21 protein-coding genes and 1 tRNA gene are annotated in these 21,930 nt (G+C 66.5%); 10 read left to right on the forward strand and 12 right to left on the reverse strand.

Annotated features, from left to right (window positions below; genetic code table 11):
- The first annotated feature begins 87 nt into the window (after positions 1-87).
- A complete protein-coding gene (locus tag NSE01_RS13005; protein ID WP_147160118.1) occupies positions 88-2,238 on the forward strand; it encodes a ComEC/Rec2 family competence protein in 2,151 nt (716 codons plus the stop codon).
- A 35-nt stretch (positions 2,239-2,273) separates the two neighbouring features.
- Here the strand turns inward: NSE01_RS13005 and lexA are convergent, their stop codons facing one another.
- The 10 genes from lexA to NSE01_RS13055 all read right to left on the reverse strand — a co-directional run bounded on the left by lexA (position 2,274) and on the right by NSE01_RS13055 (position 11,961).
- Positions 2,274-2,969: a transcriptional repressor LexA gene (gene lexA, locus NSE01_RS13010; RefSeq protein WP_147160074.1), complete on the reverse strand. Its 696-nt coding sequence runs from the start codon at positions 2,967-2,969 to the stop codon at positions 2,274-2,276.
- A 176-nt stretch (positions 2,970-3,145) separates the two neighbouring features.
- Positions 3,146-4,360, reverse strand: a complete 1,215-nt coding sequence (locus NSE01_RS13015) for a molybdopterin molybdotransferase MoeA (RefSeq protein WP_281289506.1) — start codon at positions 4,358-4,360, stop codon at positions 3,146-3,148.
- Complete coding sequence (gene moaC, locus NSE01_RS13020; protein WP_147160075.1) at positions 4,357-4,827, reverse strand: cyclic pyranopterin monophosphate synthase MoaC; 471 nt, start codon at positions 4,825-4,827, stop codon at positions 4,357-4,359. The genes NSE01_RS13015 and moaC overlap by 4 nt, the downstream gene beginning before the upstream one ends.
- 160 nt (positions 4,828-4,987) lie before the next feature.
- A complete protein-coding gene (locus NSE01_RS13025; RefSeq protein ID WP_147160120.1) occupies positions 4,988-5,680 on the reverse strand; it encodes an aspartate/glutamate racemase family protein in 693 nt (230 codons plus the stop codon).
- Between the two features lie 8 nt (positions 5,681-5,688).
- A complete protein-coding gene (locus tag NSE01_RS13030) occupies positions 5,689-6,072 on the reverse strand; it encodes a reverse transcriptase-like protein (protein ID WP_147160076.1) in 384 nt (127 codons plus the stop codon).
- Entirely contained in the window at positions 6,065-6,853 is a 789-nt protein-coding gene (gene trpC, locus NSE01_RS13035) for an indole-3-glycerol phosphate synthase TrpC (protein WP_147160077.1), read from the reverse strand. The genes NSE01_RS13030 and trpC overlap by 8 nt, the downstream gene beginning before the upstream one ends.
- A complete protein-coding gene (gene trpD, locus NSE01_RS13040; protein WP_147160078.1) occupies positions 6,850-7,845 on the reverse strand; it encodes an anthranilate phosphoribosyltransferase in 996 nt (331 codons plus the stop codon). Before trpD ends, trpC begins: the two co-directional genes overlap by 4 nt.
- Positions 7,842-8,438 carry an anthranilate synthase component II gene (locus NSE01_RS13045; protein WP_147160079.1) on the reverse strand — a complete coding sequence of 199 codons (597 nt, stop codon included), beginning with the start codon at positions 8,436-8,438 and terminating at the stop codon, positions 7,842-7,844. Before NSE01_RS13045 ends, trpD begins: the two co-directional genes overlap by 4 nt.
- A gap of 24 nt (positions 8,439-8,462) precedes the next feature.
- Positions 8,463-9,995, reverse strand: coding sequence for an anthranilate synthase component I family protein (locus NSE01_RS13050; protein WP_147160121.1), 1,533 nt, complete (start codon positions 9,993-9,995; stop codon positions 8,463-8,465).
- 22 nt (positions 9,996-10,017) lie between these two features.
- Entirely contained in the window at positions 10,018-11,961 is a 1,944-nt protein-coding gene (locus NSE01_RS13055) for a peptidylprolyl isomerase (RefSeq protein ID WP_147160080.1), read from the reverse strand.
- Between the two features lie 308 nt (positions 11,962-12,269).
- Between NSE01_RS13055 and tpiA the strand changes: the two genes are divergently transcribed.
- The 5 genes from tpiA (at position 12,270) to NSE01_RS13080 (ending at position 17,466) form a co-directional block, all read left to right on the forward strand.
- On the forward strand, positions 12,270-13,034 hold the full coding sequence (gene tpiA, locus NSE01_RS13060) for a triose-phosphate isomerase (protein ID WP_147160081.1): 765 nt from the start codon (positions 12,270-12,272) through the stop codon (positions 13,032-13,034).
- An 88-nt stretch (positions 13,035-13,122) separates the two neighbouring features.
- Entirely contained in the window at positions 13,123-13,557 is a 435-nt protein-coding gene (gene secG, locus NSE01_RS13065; RefSeq protein ID WP_147160082.1) for a preprotein translocase subunit SecG, read from the forward strand.
- A 174-nt stretch (positions 13,558-13,731) separates the two neighbouring features.
- Positions 13,732-15,366 carry a CTP synthase gene (gene pyrG / locus NSE01_RS13070; protein ID WP_147160083.1) on the forward strand — a complete coding sequence of 545 codons (1,635 nt, stop codon included), beginning with the start codon at positions 13,732-13,734 and terminating at the stop codon, positions 15,364-15,366.
- Between the two features lie 41 nt (positions 15,367-15,407).
- Positions 15,408-16,094, forward strand: a complete 687-nt coding sequence (locus NSE01_RS13075) for a Crp/Fnr family transcriptional regulator (protein ID WP_147160084.1) — start codon at positions 15,408-15,410, stop codon at positions 16,092-16,094.
- A 52-nt stretch (positions 16,095-16,146) separates the two neighbouring features.
- On the forward strand, positions 16,147-17,466 hold the full coding sequence (locus tag NSE01_RS13080) for an alpha-amylase family glycosyl hydrolase (protein ID WP_147160085.1): 1,320 nt from the start codon (positions 16,147-16,149) through the stop codon (positions 17,464-17,466).
- Positions 17,467-17,499: 33 nt separating this feature from the next.
- On the opposite strand, the gene NSE01_RS13085 is transcribed toward NSE01_RS13080, so the two are convergent.
- A complete protein-coding gene (locus NSE01_RS13085) occupies positions 17,500-17,967 on the reverse strand; it encodes an Hsp20 family protein (RefSeq protein ID WP_147160086.1) in 468 nt (155 codons plus the stop codon).
- 145 nt (positions 17,968-18,112) lie between these two features.
- Here NSE01_RS13085 and grxC point away from each other — a divergent pair, with 145 nt between their 5' ends.
- From grxC to NSE01_RS13105, 4 genes are all read left to right on the forward strand, one after another.
- Positions 18,113-18,391, forward strand: coding sequence for a glutaredoxin 3 (grxC, locus tag NSE01_RS13090; protein WP_147160087.1), 279 nt, complete (start codon positions 18,113-18,115; stop codon positions 18,389-18,391).
- A gap of 8 nt (positions 18,392-18,399) precedes the next feature.
- Complete coding sequence (locus tag NSE01_RS13095; RefSeq protein ID WP_147160088.1) at positions 18,400-19,239, forward strand: carbon-nitrogen hydrolase family protein; 840 nt, start codon at positions 18,400-18,402, stop codon at positions 19,237-19,239.
- Complete coding sequence (locus NSE01_RS13100; RefSeq protein WP_147160089.1) at positions 19,236-19,727, forward strand: DUF1178 family protein; 492 nt, start codon at positions 19,236-19,238, stop codon at positions 19,725-19,727. Before NSE01_RS13095 ends, NSE01_RS13100 begins: the two co-directional genes overlap by 4 nt.
- Before the next feature lie 39 nt (positions 19,728-19,766).
- Positions 19,767-19,843 (forward strand) — tRNA-Arg (locus NSE01_RS13105).
- A gap of 34 nt (positions 19,844-19,877) precedes the next feature.
- On the opposite strand, the gene NSE01_RS13110 is transcribed toward NSE01_RS13105, so the two are convergent.
- A complete protein-coding gene (locus NSE01_RS13110; RefSeq protein WP_147160090.1) occupies positions 19,878-21,875 on the reverse strand; it encodes an acyltransferase family protein in 1,998 nt (665 codons plus the stop codon).
- Positions 21,876-21,930: the final 55 nt, after the last annotated feature.

The following is a 21,930-nucleotide window of genomic DNA, read 5'->3' on the forward strand; positions in this document are numbered from 1 at the left end:
GCCATGCCGCTGACATTGGCCCAACCTCTCGGCGAACCAGCATCGCAGCGGACACGCCTCTGGGACAAACTCGCCGCCTTGTCCAGCATGCACCGCACCATGGAGGCCTTCCTTGGCAACCGTCCGTTCGAACGCGGACCATGGCTGGCGGTAGGCTTCGGCATTGGAATCGCTTGCTGGGCAGTGCTGCCGGGGCCGTGGCAATGGTCCGGCTTCCTCGCGTTGTGCGGTGCGGCGTCGATGGGCGGCCTGCTGATCGATCCCGAAGGCGATCTTGGCCACTTGCGCGCCGCGCTGATCGGCATGGCGCTGATGCTCGCGGCAGGGTGCACGGCGATCTGGGTGAAGTCTGCGCTGGTAGGGGAACCCGGCATCGCCCGGCCCGAAGTCGTGACGCTGCAAGGCCGCGTACTCGACCGGCAGGTGGAGGGCGCTCGCGATAGAGTGCGGCTCTTGGTCAGGGCGCAAGTGGAGGGCCATGCCGAGCCGCTGCAACTGCGGCTCAACCTCTCTGAGGAGAACGACCAGCCCGGCCTTGTAGAGGGTGCGGAAGTCCGTTTGCGCGCACGGTTGATGCCACCTGCGCCGCCAATGCTGCCGGGCTCCTATGATTTTGCACGCGCCGCATGGTTCCAGGGCCTCGCCGCCACCGGCAATGTCGTCGGTCCGGTTACACTCGTTGCGGCTGCGCAGGAGAGGTGGTCGCTCCGCCAATGGCAGCAGGAACTCGCCGACCATGTCCGTGCGCGGCTTTCCGGCTCGCCCGGCACGATTGCGGCGGCCTTTGCCAGCGGCGACCGCGGCGCGATTGCGCAGACCGATGAGGATGCGATGCGTGACGCCGGCCTCACGCACTTGCTCTCGATCAGCGGCCTGCACGTGAGCGCGGTGATTGCGGGCGCCTATTTCCTGACCATCCGCCTCCTCGCGCTGTTTCCATTCATCGCGCTTCGCGTCCGCCTGCCGCTGCTCGCGGCGAGCGTGGGGGCGGGCGTCGGCTTGTTCTACACTGTGCTGACCGGCGCCGAAGTGCCCACGGTCCGCTCGGTCGCAGGCTCGCTGCTGGTGCTGGCCGCACTGGCGCTGGGGCGAGATCCGCTTTCGCTGCGCTTGCTGGCGGCCGCAGCGCTTATCGTCATGCTGGTCTGGCCCGAGGCCGTGCTGGGGCCTAGCTTTCAGATGAGCTTTGCCTCGGTCATTGCCATCGTCGCGTTCAGCACTTCGGCGCCGGCCAAGGCGTTCCTTTCGCACAGCCATGAGGGGCGGTTCACACGGCTCGTGCGGCATCTGACGATGCTGCTGATGACCGGGCTCGTGATCGAGCTGTCGCTCATGCCGATCAGCCTGTTCCACTTCCACCGCGCAGGTCTCTACGGCGCGGCGGCTAATGTCATCGCGATTCCGCTGACCACCTTGCTGACGATGCCGCTGATCGCGCTGGGGCTGGCGCTCGATCTGTTCGGGCTTGGCGCGCCTGCGTGGTGGGCGGTCGGCAAGTCGCTCGAATTGCTGCTCTGGCTCGCACATCTGGTAGCAGCCCAGCCCGGCGCCGTGACGATGATGCCGGGGATGACGGGCGGCACGTTTGCCCTGTTCGTCGCTGGGCTGCTGTGGCTGGCACTGTGGAGCGGGCGTGTGCGGCTCTGGGGCTTTGCGCCTATGGTGCTGGGTGTGGTGGTCCTGCTGTTCGGCCGCACGCCGGATGTGCTCGTCTCGGGCGATGGGCATCATGTCGGGATCACCGGCGAGGGACCGGACCTGCTCGTACTGCGCGCGGTGCGGGAGGAAAGCTATACGCGCACCGCGCTGCTGGAGAACGCAGGCATGACCGGCGATGCCGTGGCGCTTGAGGATTGGAAGGGCGCGAACTGCAATCAGGACTTCTGCGCGATCACGCTGGTGCGCGGCGGGCGGAAGTTCGATCTGCTGATGGCGCGGGGCAAGGATCTGGTAGCGATCCCGGTGCTGGCTGCTGCCTGCGCGCGGGCCGATATCGTTGTGGCCGACCGGCGCTTGCCGTCCGCCTGCAAACCCCGCCTCCTAAAGGCCGACCGGGCGCTGCTTGGCCAGACGGGCGGCCTCGCGATCGATCTCGTTTCAGGGCGTGTGCGGACAGTGGCAGACACGCAAGGGGAGCACGGCTGGTTCCGCCGTCCGCCGCCGTGGCAGCCAAGGGCGAAGCGGCAGGGCCCGGCTCCGGTCACAACCGGAGAACCGGACCCCATGCCTTCTCAGTGACGGCGCCTCAGTGCCAGCGGCCCAGTGACAGCGCCTCAGTGATAGCGGCGAAGCAGGCCGGCAAGCTTGCCTTGAACCTGCACTTCATGCGGCTGGTAGTACTGCGGATCGTAGGCCGCATTGGCCGGATCGAGCCGAACCATGCCGCGCTCACGCCGAAGGTACTTGAGCGTCGCTTCCTCGCCGCGCACCAGTGCCACGACGATCTCGCCGTCACGCGCGGTGTCGGTGCGGCGCACGAGCGCGTAGTCGCCATCGAGAATGCCGGCTTCGACCATCGAATCGCCCGAAACTTCAAGCGCGTAGTGCTCGCCCGAGCCGAGCAGCGCAGCTGGAACGGGAAGTGTGGACGTGCCTTCGAGCGCCTCGATCGGAACGCCTGCAGCGATGCGGCCGTGGAGCGGGATCTCGATCACGTCGTTGGCAGGTTCACGGGCCGGGGCGGGATTGCGCAGCGGAGCAAGCGCGCTCTGCGCAGTGGCGGCAGCGGCGCGGCTAGCGGGCTTGGCGCCGCCAGCATCGCTGTCACGGATTACTTCGAGGGCGCGCGCGCGGTTGGGCAGGCGGCGGATGAAACCGCGTTCTTCCAGCGCGGAGATCAGCCGGTGCACGCCGGACTTCGACTTGAGGTCGAGCGCTTCCTTCATTTCCTCGAACGAGGGGGAGATGCCGGATTCTTCGAGGCGGGTCTGTATGAAGGTCAGCAGTTCATGCTGCTTGCGCGTTAGCATTCGTGCGCACTCCCGTCAGAGCGTTTTCAAGCTGGTCGACGACCCGCCGGCTCGAAAAACGCGTTTGCAAACGACTGGGGCGAATGTTCCGGCCTGACCGGAATTCCATTCGCCCCAGTGAACGAATGCGGAACGAATAAGCAACAAAAAGTGGTGCGTCAAGCAGATGCGTGTTTTTACAGAAGGTACACTGGAACAAAAGTGCCCGCTGGCGTTTCTGGTGCGTGGGCTGGGCGGACGACCAGCGCATTGGCGCGGGCTAGCGAGGAAAGCGCGCCGCTATCCTGCAGCCCGTCGAGCGAAACTTCGCCGCCATTCCAGACGGCGCGCAGGAACTCCATGCGGCTGCCGCCTGCGGGCATCGCTTCGCTGAGCTGGGCGGGAATGGGGCGCGGCATCGGGCTGCCGGCGCCGAGCGCGGCGCGGATCAGCGGCAGGAGGAACAGGAAGCCGGTGACGAAGGCGGCGGCCGGGTTGCCCGGCAGGCCGAGGATCACCTGATGGCCGCGGCGTGCAACGAGGAGCGGCTTGCCAGGTTTGATCGCAACGCGCCAGAAGGCAAGATCCGCGCCGAGTTCGGCGAGGGCGGGACGGACGAGATCATGATCGCCGACCGAAGCGCCGCCGCTGGTCACGATGACGTCCGCCGTGCTTGCCGCATCGAACGCGGCCTTCAGGGCTTCGAGCCGATCCGGCACCGGGCCGATGCGGGTGATCTGAACGGCGGGCTGGGTGGCAAGTGCGGCGAGCATTGCGCTGTTGCTGGCGGGGAGCTGGTGCGGGGCGAGGTCTGCGCCGGGCGCGGCAAGCTCGTCGCCGCCGTCGATCACTGCGAGCTGGAGCGGGCGGCGGACGGGCAGGTGCGCGTGGCCTGCGGTCAGCGCGAGCGCGATCTGGGCGGCGCCGATCTTCGTGCCGGGGGCCATCAGCACGTCGCCGCTGCGGAAATCCATGCCGGCGGGGCGGATGTGCCGCGCGGGTGGCTCGGGCGGTGTGCCGGTGAGGGTGAGCTTGTCACCTTCGCGCGCGGCATCTTCCTGGATCAGGACCATGTCTGCCCCGGCAGGGACCAGCGCGCCGGTGCTGATGCGCGCGGCCTCACCCGTGCCGACCGTGCCCGCGAAGGGGCGGCCGGCAGCGCTTTCGCCGATCACCTGCCATGGTCCGGGGAGATCGGCGGCGCGCAGGGCGTAGCCATCCATCGCGGAGACATCGGCGGCGGGCTGGGTGCGCAGCGCGGTGAGCGGCTCGGCAAGGTGGAAGCCAAGGCAATCGGCCGTCGCCCGGTGCTCGATGGGGAGCATGGGGGCGAGTTCCATCAGTCGGCGCTGCGCTTCCTCGAGCGGGAGTGGCGGATTGGGGCGGGCCGGGGTCTGTGTCCGTTCGTTCACGGCGCGCGCCAATCGCCCGATTTGCCGCCGCGCTTCTCGATCAGGCGGATGTCGCCAAGGATCATCGCCTTGTCGATCGCCTTGGCCATGTCATAGACCGTCAGCAGCGCAACCGAGACGGCGGTCAGGGCTTCCATCTCGACGCCGGTGCGCCCGGTAAGCGAGGCTGTGGCGCGCGCCTCGATACCATCCTCGACGAAGGCGAATTCGACGCTGACGGCATCCAGAGCGAGCGGGTGGCAGAGCGGGATCAACTCACCCGTGCGCTTGGCGGCCATGATCCCGGCGACGCGGGCAACGGCGAGGACATCGCCCTTCGGCGTCTTGCCATCGCGCAGCGCGGCGAGCGTTGCGGCGCTCATGCGGATCCGGCCGAGCGCGATGGCAACGCGCTGCGTCTCCGGCTTCCCGCCGACATCGACCATGCGCGCGCGGCCCTGCTCGTCGAGATGGGTCAGTCCGCTCATGCGGCAAAATTCACACAAGTTGACACAGTTGACACTGTCCTGAGGGGAAACTTCGGGGCGGGGTCTGCAGGGCCCTCAACGAGCGTCAGAGCCAAGGAAATGCGCGGGTTCATCGAGGCGTGATGCCATAGCGGCGCGGCGTAGGACAGATGCAAAAACGTCAGGTTAGCGCAGCGGCGATGGCGGCCTCGGCATGGAGGCGGGTCGTGTCGTAGAGCGGCACCGCGCTGTCGTCCGGCCCGACGAGGAGCATGATTTCGGTGCAGCCGAGAATGATCGCGGTGGCGCCGCGTTCGACAAGGCGGGCGATCACGGCGCGGTAGGCCGCGCGCGAGCTTGCCTCGATGCGGCCGGCGACGAGTTCCTCATAGATCACGCGGTGGACTTCGGCGCGGTCGTCCGCTTCGGGGATGAGCACTTCGAGGCCGTGCTGCGCCTCCAGCCGGGCGCGGTAGAATGCCTGCTCCATGGTGAAGGCGGTGCCGAGCAGGCCGACCTTATTGTGGCCATCCACCTTGAGCGCGGCAGCAGTCGGATCGGCGATATGGATCAGGGGCAGAGGGCTGGCCGCTTCGATAGCCGGCGCGCACTTGTGCATCGTGTTGGTGCAGATGACGAGCGCTTCGGCCCCGGCGGCTTCGAGCCGGCGCGCAGCGTCCACCATCAAGGCATCAAGCGCGGGCCAATCGCCGGCGGCTTGCAGCGCGGCGATTTCGGCAAAGTCGAACGACCACAGGACAAGCTGTGCGGAGGCCTTTGGGCCAAGCTGATCGCGCACGCCCTGGTTGATAATGCGGTAGTATTCGGCGGAGCTTTCCCAGCTCATCCCGCCGATCAGGCCCAATGTCTTCAGGCGCGCTTTCATCTTGGCCACGTCCTTTGAAGGGCTATTCCGGCGAGGTTTTGCGCGCGCTTGATGCGCCGGATGCGCACTCGGGTGAAGCTGGCGGCCTTGGCCTGATACTTTGCGTGGACGGCGGCGAACGATGCGCCCGGCGCCTGCGCGCCGCTGGCCTGTGCAACGACCATCGCGGAATCGCCGAGGAGGACGATGTCCTTCGCGCCGAGCGATGTGGCGACCTCGAGCGCATCGTGCAGCGCTTGCCATTCGGCCAGATCGTTGGTGCCGTGGCCAATGGCGGGGCGGTGCCAGATTTGCCCGCACGCCGCGACGGCGGTTTCCATCATGCCGGGATTGGGTCGGCAGCCGCCATCGAAGAACAGCTTGAGCGGTTTTTCAGGCACCGAGCAGCGCGCGCGTGGCGGCGGTAACGTCGGCATGGCGCATCAGGCTTTCGCCGACGAGGAAGGCCTTGGCGCCTGCAGCCGCCAGCGTCAGCACGTCCGTGTGCCCGCCGATGCCGCTTTCGGCGACGAGCAGCGTGCCTTCTGGCGCCAGCGGGGCGAGCCGTGCGGTGGTGCCGAGATCGGTGACAAAGCGCTTGAGATCGCGGTTGTTGACCCCGATCAGGCGCGAATTGAGACGCGCGGCGCGCTCCATTTCGGCTTCGTTGTGGACTTCGACGAGGACGTCCATGCCGTGTTCGCGGGCGGCGGCCTCGATCTCGGCCATCTGGCTATCATCGAGCGCGGCGACGATGATGAGGATGGCATCGGCCCCGATGGCGCGCGCTTCGGCGCATTGCCACGGATCGACCATGAAATCCTTGCGAAGGACCGGAAGATTGCAGGCAGCGCGGGCGGCGATCAGATAGTCCTCGTGGCCCTGAAAATAAGGTGCATCGGTGAGGATCGAGAGGCAGGTGGCGCCGCCGGCCTCGTAGGCGCGGGCGTGGGCGGGCGGATCGAAATCGGCGCGGATCAGGCCCTTGGAAGGGCTGGCCTTCTTGATTTCGGCAATTAGTGCGTATCCGGACTCGGCGCGCTGGCGCAGGGCTGCCTCGAAGCCACGCGGGGCGGTTTGTTCGCTGGCGCGCGCAGCGAGATCGGCGAGGGTGGACGCGGCCTTGCGGGCGGCGACTTCATCGCGCTTGGTGCCCATGATCTTGGTGAGTGTGTCGGTCATTTGAGGGCAGCGATCCAGCAGTTCAGCAGCGCGTTGGCAAGCCCCTTGTCGATGGCTTCGGCGGCTTCCTCGACGCCTTCGTGCCAATCCGCAGCTTCGCCTGCCACCATTAGTGCGGCGGCGGCGCTGAACAGGACGGCGTCGCGGTAGGGGCCGCGCTCGCCTTCGAGGAGCGCGCGCAGGGCGGCGGCATTGTAGGCTGGGTCTCCGCCGCGCAGGGCTTCGACCGGAGCGGCGGTGAGGCCGGCGTCGGCGGCGGAGACGCGCCGCATGAGGAGCGCATTGTCCTTCACTTCGGCGAGTTCGTTGCCGCCCGCGAGGCTCAACTCATCGAGGCCTTCGTCGCCCGAGACGACCATGCTGTGATCGGTGCCGAGGCGGCGGATCGCTTCGGCGTAGATGGGGACGTAGGCGGGCCGCGCGATGCCGACGAGCTGGCGGCGCACGCCGGCGGGGTTCGCCAGCGGGCCCATCAGATTGAAGATTGTGCGGCGGCCGATGGCTTTGCGGATCGGCATGATGCGGCCCATCGCCGGGTGATGGCGCGCGGCGAACAGGAAGCAGATGCCGAAATCGTTCAGCGTGAGTTCTGCGGTTTCGACGGCTCGGTCGAGGTTGAGGCCGAGGGCTTCCAGCGTGTCTGCCGCGCCCGCCTTGCTGCTCGCGGCGCGGTTGCCGTGCTTGGCAACGGGCACGCCGCAGGCCGCGACTACGAGGCTGACGGCGGTCGAGACATTGAGCGTGTGGTGACCATCGCCGCCCGTGCCGCAGACGTCGACGGCGTTGGCCGGCGCGGAGACTGGGATCATGCGTGCGCGCATGGCGCGCGCGGCGCCAGCAATTTCCGAGGCGGTTTCGCCGCGTTCGGCGAGAGCGACGAGGAAGGGGGCAATGGACCCATCGGCCACCGTGCCATCGAGGATCGCGGCGAAGGCGGCTTCGGCCTCCGCTTCTTCCAGCGGGGCTGCGGTGACGTTAGGCAGCCGGTTCATGCCGCGAGGTGCGTCGGCATTTTCGCGGTGATGCCGCACATCCTGAGGAAGTTGGCGAGCAGCGCGTGGCCGTGTTCGGTCGCGATCGATTCGGGGTGGAACTGCACACCGTGGATCGGCAACGAGACGTGGCGGAAGCCCATGGCGTGGCCGTCGTCAGACGTGGCGTTGATGACGAGGCTTTCAGGCACGTTCTCTACCACGAGGCTGTGATAGCGCGTTGCAGTGAAGGGCGAAGGCAGGCCTTCGAACAGGCCGGTGCCGTCATGCGTGACGGGCGAGGTCTTGCCGTGCATCAGCCCGCCGCGCACGACCTTGCCGCCGAAATACTGGCCGATCGACTGGTGGCCGAGGCACACGCCGAGCAGCGGAACCTTGGCATCGGCAGCAGCGCCGACAAGGTCGAGGCTGATCCCCGCTTCGTTGGGCGTGCAGGGGCCGGGCGAGATCAGGAACCCCTGCGCGCCGGTGGAAATCGCCTGCCCGGCAGACATCGCATCATTGCGAACGACTTCGACCTGCGCGCCCATTTCCATGAGGTAGTGGACGAGGTTCCAGGTGAAGCTGTCGTAGTTGTCGATGACGAGGATCATGCCAAAGTGACCTTAAACTGAGCCTTATTGGCCGAAGCGGGGTTCGGACGCGACGCGCAGCGCCTCGCGGGCGGCGGCGAACAGGGCGCCGGACTTCGCTTCGCATTCGCGCTGCTCGTATTCGGGGTTGCTGTCCGCCACGATGCCTGCGCCTGCCTGCACGTGGAGGACGCCGTCCTTGAGGACGCCGGTGCGCAGCACGATGCAGCTATCGACCGAGCCATCCGGCGCGAAGTAGCCGACGCCGCCGGCGTAGGCGCCGCGGGTTTCGGGTTCGAGTTCTGCGATGATCTCGCAGGCGCGAACCTTGGGCGCGCCGCTGACGGTGCCTGCGGGGAAGCCTGCGAAAAGCGCGTCCACGCTGTCGGCGCGGGCGGTATCGAGCTTGCCGACCACGTTCGAGACGATGTGCATGACGTGGCTGTAGCGCTCGATCGTGTAGCTCTCGGTGACCTTGACCGTGCCGGCGGCGGCGACGCGGCCGACATCGTTGCGGCCGAGATCGAGCAGCATCAGGTGCTCGGCACGTTCCTTGGGATCGGCGAGCAGGCTCTGCGCGTTGTCGCGGTCCTCGGCCTCGGTGCTTCCGCGCGGACGGGTTCCGGCGATGGGGCGGATGGTGACTTCGCCGTCGCGGATGCGCACGAGGATCTCGGGGCTCGAGCCGACGATGGCGAAGCCGGGGAGATCGAGGAAGTAGAGGAACGGCGAAGGGTTGATGCGCCTGAGCGAGCGATAGAGCGCGGCAGGTGGCAGCGGAAAAGGCACGGTGAAGCGCTGGGCCAGCACGACCTGAAAGATGTCACCCGCCTCGATGTACTCTTTCGCACGGTTGACCATGCGGGCGTAATCATCGGGGGCCATGACGGCGGTGCGCTCGGCCGGTTCGGCGGCTTCGAGGCGCGGGTCTGCCGGCACCGGATCGGACAGGCGGGCAAGCGCTGCGTCGATGCGGTCGGCGGCTGCGGCGACAAGGCGTTCGGGCGCGCCAGAGCCCGGCCAGACGGGAGCGACGGCGATCAGTCCGTCGGACAGGCGATCGAACACGAGGACGACGCTGGGGCGCACGAACAGCATGTCCGGCAGTTCGAGCGCGCTGGCCGGGGCGCGCGGAAGTGTCTCGACCAGGCCGATGGTTTCGTAGCCGAAATAGCCGACGAGGCAGGCGAGCGATTTGGGCAGGCCTTCGGGCACGTCGATGCGGCATTCGCTGACCAGTTCGCGCAGCGCGGCGAGGCTGGGCTGGGCGAGAGGAGCAAAAGCCTCGCGGTCGCTCTGCCACACGCGGTTGATGACCGCATGGCTGCCTTCGGCGCGAAACACGAGATCGGGATCAAGCCCAAGCAGGCTGTAGCGCCCCCGCACTTCGCCGCCTTCGACCGATTCGAGCAGGAAATCGCCGCGGCCGGGCTGCATCAGCTTGAGCGCGGCGCCGACGGGCGTTTCGGTATCGGCGATCAGCTTGCGCCAGACGAGCGCGGGGCGGCCCGCCGCGAGCGCGGCGCGGGCGGCAGTGCCGCCATCTGGGAGCAGACCGGCGATCCCGGCCTCCAGCATATCCGCCGCAGCCGCCACGGGCTTACTGACCGCCGTTAAGCTGCGTGCGCAGCGCGGTGATCGCGGGCTCGTTGCGCTTCACGCCGACGGCCTCGCGCACGGCCATGCGCAGTTCGTCGACATATTCGCGGCCGGCGAGCTGACCAAGCTCGACGCGGGCGCGGGCGACGAACGGATCGTCGGCCTTGACCGCGCCGGGCGTTACCTTGTTCAGCACGACGACGAGGAAACCGGCCTTGTCCGGCGCTTCCAGCTTCTTGGCGGTGCCCTGCGCCATCTCGAACATCAGCTGGAGCGTGGCAGGAATCTTCGGCTGCATCGCATTGAGCTGTTCGCGCGGGATGTTGACCGACTGTGCGGGCGGAAGTGCGACGCCAAGCGTCTTGAGCGCCTCGGCCAGCGGAACCTTTCTGGCGAGAGCGGCCATAACCTTGTCCGTAGCGGCCTTGGCCGCGCCATAACCGCGCGAGGTCTGGAGATCGGCTGCGACCTTGTCCTTCACTTCGGCCAGCGGCGGCGGAGCGGCGGGCGTGATCTGGCCGATATCGAAGATCACGTAGCGCTCACCCGCCTTGAGCTCGGCGACCTGCGGCTGGCCTTCGCGCTCCATGCCGAACGCGGCCTGCAGCAGCGGCGTGACATCGGCATTGGGCTTGATGTCCGGCCGCCCGGGGACGGTGCCATTGGCTTCGAGCGGATCGGTAGTGATGACGGTGAGCCCGGCGCTCTTGGCGACATCGGCAAGGCCGGTGCCGCTGCCGAATGCGTCATCGAACTTGGCGGAGAGATCGGCGAGCGCGATCTTGCGCTTCTCGGCGCTGATCGCGGTGACGATCTCGGCGCGCGCCTGATCGAGCGACTTGCCAGGGACCGCGGTCACGCCGTCGAGCCGGATGACGTACCAGCCGAGCGCGCCCTTGGCCGGCTGGGCAAGCTTGCCCTGCGCAGCGCCGAAAACGGCATCGGCCACGGCGGTCGAGTCCTGGCTGACGAGATTCGCGCGGGTGATCGCGGCGATCTTGCGCGCGGTGAGGCCCTTGGCGGCAGCGGCGGCATCGATCGACTTGCCGCCCGCGATCTCTGCGGAAAGCGCCTTGGCGGCGGCCTCGGTCGGCACGATCACCTGCGTGAAAGTGCGCGTTTCGGTCGGCGCGTAAGTTGCGGCATTGAGCTTGTAGCGCGCTGCAATCTCCGCATCGCTGGGCGCGGGGACGTTCCTGAGCGAGGTCTCGTCGAAGATCGCATAGCGGATCGTGCGGCGCTCGGGGCGCTGATAGCGCGCGCCGTTTGCCTTGTAGAACGCGGCAAGATCGGCATCGGTGGGCGGTGTCTTGGGGGCGAAGGCGGACGAGGGAACCAGCTGGACCACACCCTCACGCGTTTCCTTGAGCACAGCGGCGTAGCGCAGCACCACGCTCTGCGGCATGGTTGAGCCAATTCCGGCCGGGATCAGCACCTGCCGCGCCATCAGGCCCTTGGCGACATCATCGCGCAGCAATGCATCGGAAATGCCCTTCTGGCCAAGCAGCGCCTTGTATGCGGCCTGGCTGAACTTGCCGTCCGCACCTTGGAAGGCAGACATCTTGGCAATCTCGCTGTCGACCAGACGACTGCTGACGCCCATGCCAACGCTGCTGAGGCGTGCCCATTCCATCAGCGCGGCGCGGTCGATCAGGCTGTCGACCACCTGTTCGAGCGCGCCCTGCGCAACGAAGTCCTTCATGGTCACGGTCGGGCTATCGGCGCGGGCGTTCTCGAGCGCGTTGCTCATCGCCTTCTGCACTTCGATCGTGCCGATGTGGGTCGAGCCTACCGTTACTGCACGGTCTGCATTGCCGCCGCCGCCGCCGAACTTGGCGCCGGAGATGTCAGCGCCCGCAAACGAGAGAGCGATGAGCCCGAGGAAGACCAGCGCAAATGCTACGCCGATACGGGACTTGGTCAGAGAGCGGATGAAGCCGAGCATCGGGGCCTGTCATTAGCAGTGATAGGTGCGGAGGGTATCCTTGGGGCGCATTAGGGGGCAAAGCAAATTCCCGCAATGGTCTGCGGGTTGTGGGGTCTAAGCTGTGTAGCATCTGGATGGAGGACGGCGCATAGTGAAAGCAGGTGGGGTTTGGTTCCATGAGGGATCGCCGGCGCCTGCCAGAAGTTAACCATCAATCGGGAAGTTAACCACCAACTTTGCGAAAACCGTGCTTTGCAAAGACCCCTGCGGTTTGATAGCGGCCTCGCCATGAGAAGGAATCAACTAGTGGTAGCGTGCAAGGTCCTATGAGCCAGCGTCCTTACATCGTCGGCAACTGGAAGATGAACGGCAGCCGGGTCATGCTCGCCGAAGCGCGGGCAATCGACCGCGCGGCGCAGCGTTATCCCGATGTGGAAATCGCCCTGGCCCCGCCGTTCCCGTTCCTCGGGCCGGTACGCGAGGCGGTGAGCGCGATCGGCGTCGGCGGGCAGGATTGCCACACCGCCGCCAAGGGCGCGCACACCGGCGACGTTTCCGCCGCCATGCTTGCTGATATCGGCTCGGACTTCGTGATCCTCGGCCACAGCGAACGCCGCCGTGATCATGGCGAAACCGATGCGCTGGTGCGGGCCAAGGCGGAAGCCGCGCTTGCCGCTGGGCTCAGCATCATCATCTGCGTTGGCGAGACGCTGGAAGAGCGCGACGCGGGCAAGGCCGAGGCGGTCGTTTCGTCGCAGGTCGAAGGTTCGGTTCCGGCGGGCGAAGTCGCGGCGGTGGCCGCTGGCAGGCTTGCGCTGGCCTATGAGCCGGTCTGGGCTATCGGCACAGGCCGTGTCGCTGCGGTGGAAGACGTGGTTGCCATGCACGCGGCGGTTGGTGCGCGGCTAGCGGCGATCTTCGGCGAGGACGCGGACAAGGTTCGCATTCTCTACGGCGGCTCGGTCAACGGCGAGAACGCAGCCGGACTGCTGGCAGCGGCGGGTGTCGGCGGCGCGCTGGTAGGCGGCGCGAGCCTGACGGCGGACGCCTTCCTGCCGATCGTGGCGGCAGCTTCGCACCCGGAAGGCTGATCCTGCGGGCGCAAGGGGGCATCCTGCGCCCTTGCGCGAGGGGCCCATGCGCCCTAGATGCGGCCCATTCTCTTCAGGCAAAACCGCGATGTCTCTCTTTATTTTCCTTACTGTCGTCCAGGCGCTCGTGGCAGCCCTGCTGGTCGGCGTGATCCTCGTCCAGAAGTCGGAAGGCGGCGGTCTTGGCGTTGGCGGCAGCCCGGCGGGCTTCATGTCGGCGCGCGGCGCGGCTGATTTTCTGACCCGCGCGACGACGGTGCTGGCGGCCCTGTTCGTCGGCCTCAGCATCCTGCTGGCGGCGCTGGCGGTCGGCACTACCTCGAACCGCGAGATCGATACCTCGCTGCAGCGCACGGCTCCCGCTGTGCCCGCGCCCGATCCGCTTGCACCCGCGCAGGGCGTTCCGGCGGCTCCCCCGGCAGCGGCAGAGCCCGCACCGGCTGCTGCTCCTGCGGCTGCGGCCAAGACTGCGCCAGCAAAGGGCGCTGCGGCCGACCCGCTCGCCGGCGGCGCCAAGCAGTAAGGCTTATACGCCGGATCATCCGGCACCATTCCATCAGTGTTCCCGACCGTCGTTATGGCGGCCGGGGACATTTTTTTGTTTTCAGGAGCTTCTGCTTAGCCTGTGGATTGCGACCGGGAATCCGGCGCAGACCGCTTGCGCTTGCAGAGCCTATGACGGTAAGGCCCACCTCCCATGGCGCGGTTCATTTTCATCACCGGCGGCGTGGTTTCCTCGCTCGGCAAAGGCCTCATGGCGGCGAGCCTCGCTGCTCTCCTGCAGGCCCGCGGCTTCCGGGTGCGAATCCGCAAGTTCGACCCCTATCTGAACGTCGATCCGGGCACGATGAGCCCCTATCAGCACGGCGAGGTCTTCGTGACCGACGACGGCGCGGAGACGGACCTCGACCTCGGCCACTACGAGCGCTTCACCGGCGTTTCGGCACGCCAGTCTGACAACATCACCTCGGGCCGCATCTACCGCGATATCATCGCCAAGGAGCGCCGCGGCGATTACCTCGGCGCGACGGTGCAGGTGATCCCGCACGTGACCGACGCGATCAAGAGCTTCGCCAAGGACGAAACCGACGACCTCGATTTCGTGCTGTGCGAGATCGGCGGCACGGTGGGCGATATCGAGAGCCTGCCGTTCATCGAGGCGATCCGCCAGATGCGCAACGAACTGGGGCGCGAGGCGACCTGCTTCGTCCACGTGACGCTGGTGCCCTACATCGCGGCTGCGGGCGAGCTCAAGACCAAGCCGACGCAGCATTCGGTGCGCGAATTGACTGGCCTTGGCATTCAGCCCGATATCCTGCTCTGCCGCTGCGAGAAGCCGCTGCCGGAGAACGAGCGCGCCAAGATCGCGCTGTTCTGCAACGTGCGCAAGGAAGCGGTGATCCCCGCGCTCGATGCGCAGAGCATCTATGCGGTGCCGCTGCAGTACCACGGCGAGGGCCTCGATTCGGAAGTGCTGCGCCACTTTGGGCTGGGCAGCCCTGCCACGCCTGATCTGGCGCGCTGGACCGACATCGTCGATCGCCACCAGAACCCCGAGGGCGAAGTCACCATCGGCGTGGTCGGCAAGTATGTCGGCTTGCAGGATGCGTACAAGTCGCTGAACGAAGCGCTGGTACATGGCGGCATGGCGAACCGCGTGAAGGTCAATATCCGCTGGATCGATGCCGAAATCTTCGAGAAGGGCGATGCCGAGATCGCGGCGCATCTCGAACCGATGCACGGCATTCTCGTGCCCGGCGGGTTCGGCGAGCGCGGCACCGAAGGCAAGATTGCCAGCGTGCGCTTTGCGCGCGAGCGCGGCGTTCCGTTCTTCGGCATCTGCCTCGGCATGCAGATGGCCTGCATCGAGGGCGCGCGCAATCTGGCGGGAATCGCCGAAGCCAGTTCGACCGAATTTGGCCCCTCGGAAGAACCGGTCGTTGGCATCATCTCCGAGTGGATGACGCCCGAGGGCCTCGAGACGCGCGCGGCGGGCGGCGATCTTGGCGGTACGATGCGGCTGGGTGCCTATGAGGCTCAGCTGTCGGGCAACAGCCATGTCGCGCAGATCTACGGTGCGAACGAAATCAGCGAGCGGCATCGCCACCGTTACGAGGTCAACGTAGCCTACCGCGAGCGGCTTGAGCATGAGGGCCTCGTGTTTTCAGGCATGTCGCCCGATGGGCTGCTGCCCGAAATCGTCGAGCGGCCGGACCATCCGTGGTTCATTGGCGTGCAGTTCCACCCCGAACTCAAGAGCCGGCCGTTCGAACCGCATCCGCTGTTCAAGAGCTTTATCACCGCTGCCGTGAAGCAGGCCAGACTGGTCTGATTGCCTCGTCTGACCGGGCGAGCAAGCAAGGGGGACTTCGCATGGATGCCGCCACACTTGCCCAGACCCTCAGCGCGCAGAGCCTGCTCGCGGGGTGCTCGCCGGAAGAACTCGCCGATATCGCCGCGCGCGGCACGGTGCGCAGCTTCAAGGCAGGAGCGTCGATCATCCTGCAGGGCGATCCCGGCGATACCCTGTGGATCATCCTCAGCGGCCTCGCGCGGGTGAGCATGGTGGCGGCAAACGGCCGCGAGATCGTGCTCGATTATGCCGAGCGGGGCGCAGTGCTGGGCGAGATCGCCTTCCTCGATGGCGGCGAACGCACGGCGACCGTCGAGGCGATCGAGCCGGTCGAGGCGCTGGGGCTGACGCGCAACGCCTTTGCCGAGATTGTCGGCAAGCATCAGGGACTTGCCATGCGGCTCCTTCAGGCGATGGCGCGGCGGCTGCGGCAGAACAACACGGTGATCGAGGCGGACCGCGCCTATACCTCGGGCCCCCGCCTTGCCCGCTTCCTGCTGCGGTTGATGATGGGTGGGGAAGGGGAAGAAGCCCGCCTCAAGATCGCGCTCAGCCAGGGCGAACTCGGCAACTTCGCCGGCATGTCGCGCGAGCAGATCAACCGCCAGCTTTCCGCGTGGGCAGACGGCGGAATCGTCGCGCTCAAGGGCGGGCGGGTGACGGTGCTCGACCGCGAGGCGCTCGTGGATATCGCCGAGGCCTGGTAAGCGTATACGAATGCCGTCTGGCCTCGCACACGCGGGGCGCTAGCGTGGGCTTATGCTCCGCCATCTCATGCTCGCCGCGCTGCTTGCGCTTCCCAGCCTCGCTCATGCCGGGCAGCCGCTACCGATCACCGACGGGGTGAGCGCGGTAAAGCATCCCGCCTGGTCGAAGAAGGCGACGATCTACGAGGTCAATATCCGGCAATACACCCCGGAAGGCACGTTCCGCGCGTTTGAAAAGCACCTGCCGCGCCTGCGCCGGATGGGGGTCGACGTGTTGTGGATCATGCCGGTGAACCCCATCGCGAAGAAGGAACGCAAGGGCTCGCTCGGCAGCTATTATGCGGTGAGCGACTACCTCGCAGTGAACCCCGAATACGGCACGATGGCCGACTTCAAGCACCTTGTGGACGCGGCGCACCGGCAAGGCTTCAAGGTCATCCTCGATTGGGTGGCGAACCATACCGGCTGGAACCACGTATGGACCAAGGAGCATCCGGATTGGTACAAGCGCAATTCTGCCGGAGAGCTTGAAGGGTATCACTATACCGACCTCAGCGATCACCACGAGGAAGTCTGGGCCGACGTGATCGGGCTCGACTACAGCAAGCAGTCCGTGCGCGATGGGATGATCGACGCGATGAAATTCTGGGTCGAGCAAGCGAACATCGACGGCTTCCGCTGCGACGTCGCGTGGACTCTGCCGGTGGCGTTCTGGGATCAGGCGCGGCGCGAGCTTGATGCGGTGAAGCCGGTGTTCATGCTGGCGGAGGCCGATACGCCCGAAATGCAGGTCCATGCTTTCGACATGACTTATGACTGGAAGCTCTATCACCTGCTGATCGACGTAGCGAAGGGCAAGGCGGACGCGCGCGATCTGGCGAAGCTCTATACCGCGCCCGCGCGCCGCTATCCGGCGGGCGCGATGCGGATGACCTTCACCAGCAATCACGACGAGAATTCGTGGAACGGCACTGACAAGGAACTTTACGGCGATGGCGCCGATGCCATGGCGGTGCTGGCGGCGACCCTGCCGGGGATGCCGCTCGTTTACAGCGGGCAGGAAGACGGCCTGAACAAGCGGCTGAAGTTCTTCGACAAGGATCCGATTGTCTGGGGGAAGTTCCCGCGCGCGGCGTTCTATGCCTCGCTGCTGGCGCTGAAGCACGCGCACCCGGCGCTGACGAGCGAACATGTGCCGGGCAATCTCGAGATCATCGAGACCGGCAATCCCAAGGTCTTTGCCTTCCGCCGGACTACGGGCGCGGACCGGGTGCGGGTCGAGGTCAATGTCTCGGGCGCGGCGCAGAGCTACATGGTGGGCGGCAAGGCGCGCAGTCTTGCGCCGTGGCGCTGGACGATTTCGGTAAAGTAGGGGCGGCCCCGCAGGACCGCCCCTCTGTTCGGCTCAGGCCGCGGCGCTGGCGTCGCCGTCGACCACGGTGAGCGGCTTGGCGTTGCTGCCGCCGATCAGCACCTTCTTGGGCTTCATCGCTTCGGGCACTTCGCGAACGAGGTCGATCACGAGCAGGCCGTCAGCCAGATCGGCGCTCTCGACGCGGACGAAATCAGCGAGCTCGAACCGGCGCTCGAAGGCGCGGTTGGCGATGCCGACGTGGAGGAAGTGGCCGTCCTGCGCTTCGGTGCGCTGGCCCTTGATGACCAGCAGGTTCTGCTGCGCGGTGATGTCGAGATCGTGCGGCTTGAAGCCCGCGACGGCGAGCGTGATGCGGTATTCGTCATCGCCGCGGCGTTCGATGTTGAACGGAGGGTAGTTGTCGCCGGCATTGGCGCGGGCCTGGCGTTCGAGCAGGTCGAACAGGCGGTCGAAGCCCACGGTCGAGCGGCGATAGGGGGTGAAATCGAAACGTTCCATGGTTGCAATCCTCGTGTTTGAGCAATTGGCACTTTGGCTGGGCCCGAAATGGCGCCCCGCCGGTTGGTTGTGGTCACGCCCGCCTTGCAGCGCATGACACGAACAACCATGTGTGTTAGCGATTTTGCGTTTTCAAGAGGTCCCCATGAGCGAAGCTGCGAACCCTGTTGCCACTGTCGAGATCTACACGAAATGGGGCTGCCCTTATTGCAGCCGCGCGCTGGCGCTGCTCGGCCGCAAGGGTGCGAACGTCACCGAGTACGACATCACCTTCGGCGGCGAGAAGCGGACCGAGATGCTGGAACGCGCGCCGGGTGCGATGACCGTGCCCCAGATCTTTATCAACGGCCAGCATGTCGGCGGTTCGGATGATCTGGCCGCGCTGGAATCGGCTGGCAAACTCGATCCCATGCTTGCGGCATGAGCGCTGACATGCGGCGTATTGCGCTGCTGCAGATGACCACGGGGATCGATCCAGCCGCAAATGCCGCCGCGATGGCGGCTGCGGCCGGGCAGGCGGCGGGTGAGGGCGCCGCGATGCTGTTCACCCCCGAAATGTCGGGCCTGCTTGACCGCGACCGCGCGCGCGGCAGCCGCCACGTTGTGCCCGAAGCAGAGAGCCCGGTGCTTGCCGAAGTGCGCAATGCCGCAGCCAAGGCGGGCATCTGGGTTCATATCGGCAGTCTGGCGGTCAAGGCGGAAGGAACCCGCTGGGCCAACCGGGCCTTCGTGATTACCCCCACTGGCGAGATCGCGGCGCGCTACGACAAGATCCACATGTTCGATGTCGATCTGGCGACCGGCGAGACATGGCGCGAATCCGCAGCCTATCAGCCGGGCGAAGCCGTGGTGACGGTGGACGATACCCCGCTCGGCCGGCTGGGCCTTGCCATCTGCTACGACATCCGCTTCCCCGCGCTGTTCGAAGCGCTGGGCCAACGCAAGTGTGACGTCATCGCCATTCCGGCAGCATTTACCGTGCCCACCGGCCGGGCGCACTGGCACCTGATGCAGCGCGCGCGGGCGGTCGAGGCGAGCGCTTTCGTCATCTCCGCCGCGCAAGTTGGCCGCCATGAGGACGGGCGCGAGACCTATGGGCATAGCCTTGTGGTCGATCCTTGGGGCGATGTGGTGCTCGATATGGGCGAAACCGCCGGCCCTGATGGCGCTCTCGGCTTTGCCGAGATCGACCTTGCCCGAATTGCCGAAGTGCGCGCGCAGGTTCCCAGCCTTGCCAACCGGCGGCCCATGCCTAAATCTGACGCACCATGATTGTGTTCGATCTTGAATGCCGTGCAGGCGGGCACCGTTTTGAAGGGTGGTTCGCCAGTTCGGACGATTTCGCCAGCCAACAGGCGCGCGGGCTCGTCACCTGCCCGACTTGCGGCGCGCCCGAAGTGGACAAGGCGCTTTCCGCGCCGCGTCTGACGCGCAAAGGCAACCAACTGCCAGCGCCGGTCGCTCCGCCAAATCCCGGGCCGAATCACGAGGCCGCGCAGCCGATGGCGGCAGGGCCGATCCCGCCCGAAGCCGTTGCCATGCTCAAGGCGGTGGCCGCGGTGCAGACCGAGATGCTCAAGTCTTCCACCTGGGTCGGCGAGAGCTTTGCCGAGGACGCACGAGCGATGCATTACGGCGAGAAGGATCACGCGATGATCCATGGCCGCGCCAGCGCATCCGAAGTGCAGGGCCTGATCGAGGAAGGCGTGCCCGTCGCGCCGGTGATCGTGCCTTTGGTGCCGCCCGGCGAGGTCAACTGATTGCCAGAGCCGCGCCCGGTGCGTAAAGGCATGGCGGGGGCGCCCGTAGCTCAGCCGGATAGAGCACCAGATTCCTAATCTGGGGGCCGTGGGTTCGAATCCCGCCGGGCGCACCACTTCCGCATACAATATCCGGCCCGGACGGACGATCTATCTCAGCAACTGATCAGCGAAGCGCTGCATGATCGCACGGGTGCCTGCAGCGCTGATGTGATCATCGTCGGTGTAGAATGGCACCATCCCATCCGCGGTGATGCAGCGGCCGGTCGCTGCCGAGCAGAAGGCCCGGTCCGGGTAGACCACAGTTGCACCGGTCCGCCTTGCCACATTGTCCAGCATCCGGAAGGTCCGGCTCTGGCGTGAGCGAAAGTGTGCATAGCTCGTTGTGGGGGCGGCTTGGTGCGCCAGCAGCGACGTCTTCCAGATGTATTCCGGCACGTTCCAGCCCACTTCCGGCACCGGACCCAGGATCACGACCGTCTTTCCCGCTTGCTGAAAGCGGCCGATCATTGCCTCGAGGCCTTGCTCGAACCTGGCAGCGTCGCGGTTGCCAAGGGGCAGAGGCTTACCGCTGATCGGCGCCTCGACGCCGCCCTCGCCGTTGTCGAACGTCTGCCGTTCGAGGTGCAGTGCCCAGCGTGACACCAGAATCACCTTGCTGATCGAGCGGTTGTCCGCGATCCGGCGCGAGGCTGTATCCATGAAGCGCATGCACTTGGCCACGTGATGGTCATTGCTGTGTCCGAGGATCGGCGCACAAGCGGAGCGCCACAAGGTGAGCGTGCCCCGACCGTTCTCGGCAGCGAGTGGGGAGAAACCTTCGGACAAGGCGAAGGCGTGGGAATCGCCGATCAGGGCAAGGCTGGGCGGCCAGTGCGCCATGTTCGCGCATCTAGGATTGCCTTGGTCGTCGGTCCCGCAATCCCTTCGCCGCAGGGATTCTGCTTGGGACATGGTCATGAGGTCTCGGGTCTGCGCCGATAGGCGGTCCGGCCAGCCGCGTGTGTACCAGCATGCGAAGCCGCCCGCGATCAACGCTGCGGCGACTACAGCGATCCCGGCGATCACCTGCCGGTCGCTCAGCAGATCCCGCCGCCGAAACGGTTGTTCGACAAGACGCCAGCTCGCCCAGGATAGGACGAAGACGGCAATTATGATCGCTACATAGGCAGTCGGCGTCAGGGCATTGAGGCTGATCGCGCGGGTCAGCGCTAAGGCGGGCTGGTGCCACAGGTAAAGGCTGTAGGAGATAAGGCCCACGAAGACGAGTGGCGGCGCCGACAGTATTCGGGCAACGCCATCGGACGGGCGCAGCAAGGCGATCAGGGCAGCTGCGCTAACACAGGGCAGCAGCGCCCCCGGCCAGGGAAACCAGCCTCTTTCACCCGGTATCAGCGTGGCCGTGACAAGCCCGGCTAGGCTCAGCCAGATCACTGGGCGGGTGCGGCGAGCCGCCGGCAAGGTCCAGTTCTCAGCCCGCTCGAACAGCGCGACTACGCCGCCGAGCATGAGCTCCCACGCGCGCGGAGGCAGATAATAGAAGGCGGCTCCGGGCGAGCGGGGTGTGAGCACCGCTGCAAGTGCCAGCGACAGCAGCAGAGCCAGCGCAAAGATTGCCGGAAGCGCGCGGGGCTTGAACCGCAGGATCGCCAGCAGAACGACCGGATAGAGCAGGTAGAACTGCTCTTCCACCGCAAGCGACCACATGTGGATCAGGGGATTGGTCCGCGAATCCGAAGAGAAATAGCCAGTCGGCTGGTGGTGCAGGTAGAAATTGGAAACCGGCAGAACGGCGGCGATGATGGCCTTGCCGAATTGCGCCAACTGTATCGGCGGCAGGATCAAGGCCGCTGCCACCGCGGTGCACAGCAGAACCACGAGGAGCGCCGGGGCGATCCGCCGCAGCCGCCGCAGCCAGAAGCGCGCGAGCGAAAATGTCCCTTCGTCGGCTTCGGTCAGGATCTTGCTGGTGATCAGGTAGCCGCTGATGACGAAGAATACGTCGACGCCCGCAAGGCCCCCCGGCAGCAGCGCGGCGTCGATGTGAAAGAGGATGACCGAGACAACCGCGAAGGCGCGCAGGCCGTCGATTTCCGGGCGATAGTCCGCGCCTTTCTGGCGGATGGTTCCGTCTGTTGGCGAATGCATCGCCGTTGTGGTCACCCGTTCCGCGGGCGCCGTCAAGGCGCCAGTGCACGGCGGT

The organism is Novosphingobium sediminis, assembly GCF_007991615.1.
Taxonomy (GTDB): domain Bacteria; phylum Pseudomonadota; class Alphaproteobacteria; order Sphingomonadales; family Sphingomonadaceae; genus Novosphingobium; species Novosphingobium sediminis.

Bases quoted from the DNA above. Each gene is read 5' to 3' on its own strand.
- NSE01_RS13005 (WP_147160118.1), top strand. From the start codon at position 88: ATGCACCGCACCATGGAGGCCTTCCTTGGCAACCGTCCGTTCGAACGC.
- lexA (WP_147160074.1), bottom strand. From the start codon at position 2,969: ATGCTAACGCGCAAGCAGCATGAACTGCTGACCTTCATACAGACCCGC.
- moaC (WP_147160075.1), bottom strand. From the start codon at position 4,827: ATGAGCGGACTGACCCATCTCGACGAGCAGGGCCGCGCGCGCATGGTC.
- trpC (WP_147160077.1), bottom strand. From the start codon at position 6,853: ATGACCGACACACTCACCAAGATCATGGGCACCAAGCGCGATGAAGTC.
- trpD (WP_147160078.1), bottom strand. From the start codon at position 7,845: ATGAACCGGCTGCCTAACGTCACCGCAGCCCCGCTGGAAGAAGCGGAG.
- NSE01_RS13045 (WP_147160079.1), bottom strand. From the start codon at position 8,438: ATGATCCTCGTCATCGACAACTACGACAGCTTCACCTGGAACCTCGTC.
- NSE01_RS13050 (WP_147160121.1), bottom strand. From the start codon at position 9,995: ATGCTGGAGGCCGGGATCGCCGGTCTGCTCCCAGATGGCGGCACTGCC.
- NSE01_RS13055 (WP_147160080.1), bottom strand. From the start codon at position 11,961: ATGCTCGGCTTCATCCGCTCTCTGACCAAGTCCCGTATCGGCGTAGCA.
- tpiA (WP_147160081.1), top strand. From the start codon at position 12,270: ATGAGCCAGCGTCCTTACATCGTCGGCAACTGGAAGATGAACGGCAGC.
- secG (WP_147160082.1), top strand. From the start codon at position 13,123: ATGTCTCTCTTTATTTTCCTTACTGTCGTCCAGGCGCTCGTGGCAGCC.
- pyrG (WP_147160083.1), top strand. From the start codon at position 13,732: ATGGCGCGGTTCATTTTCATCACCGGCGGCGTGGTTTCCTCGCTCGGC.
- NSE01_RS13075 (WP_147160084.1), top strand. From the start codon at position 15,408: ATGGATGCCGCCACACTTGCCCAGACCCTCAGCGCGCAGAGCCTGCTC.
- NSE01_RS13080 (WP_147160085.1), top strand. From the start codon at position 16,147: ATGCTCCGCCATCTCATGCTCGCCGCGCTGCTTGCGCTTCCCAGCCTC.
- NSE01_RS13085 (WP_147160086.1), bottom strand. From the start codon at position 17,967: ATGGAACGTTTCGATTTCACCCCCTATCGCCGCTCGACCGTGGGCTTC.
- grxC (WP_147160087.1), top strand. From the start codon at position 18,113: ATGAGCGAAGCTGCGAACCCTGTTGCCACTGTCGAGATCTACACGAAA.
- NSE01_RS13095 (WP_147160088.1), top strand. From the start codon at position 18,400: ATGCGGCGTATTGCGCTGCTGCAGATGACCACGGGGATCGATCCAGCC.
- NSE01_RS13100 (WP_147160089.1), top strand. From the start codon at position 19,236: ATGATTGTGTTCGATCTTGAATGCCGTGCAGGCGGGCACCGTTTTGAA.
- NSE01_RS13110 (WP_147160090.1), bottom strand. From the start codon at position 21,875: ATGCATTCGCCAACAGACGGAACCATCCGCCAGAAAGGCGCGGACTAT.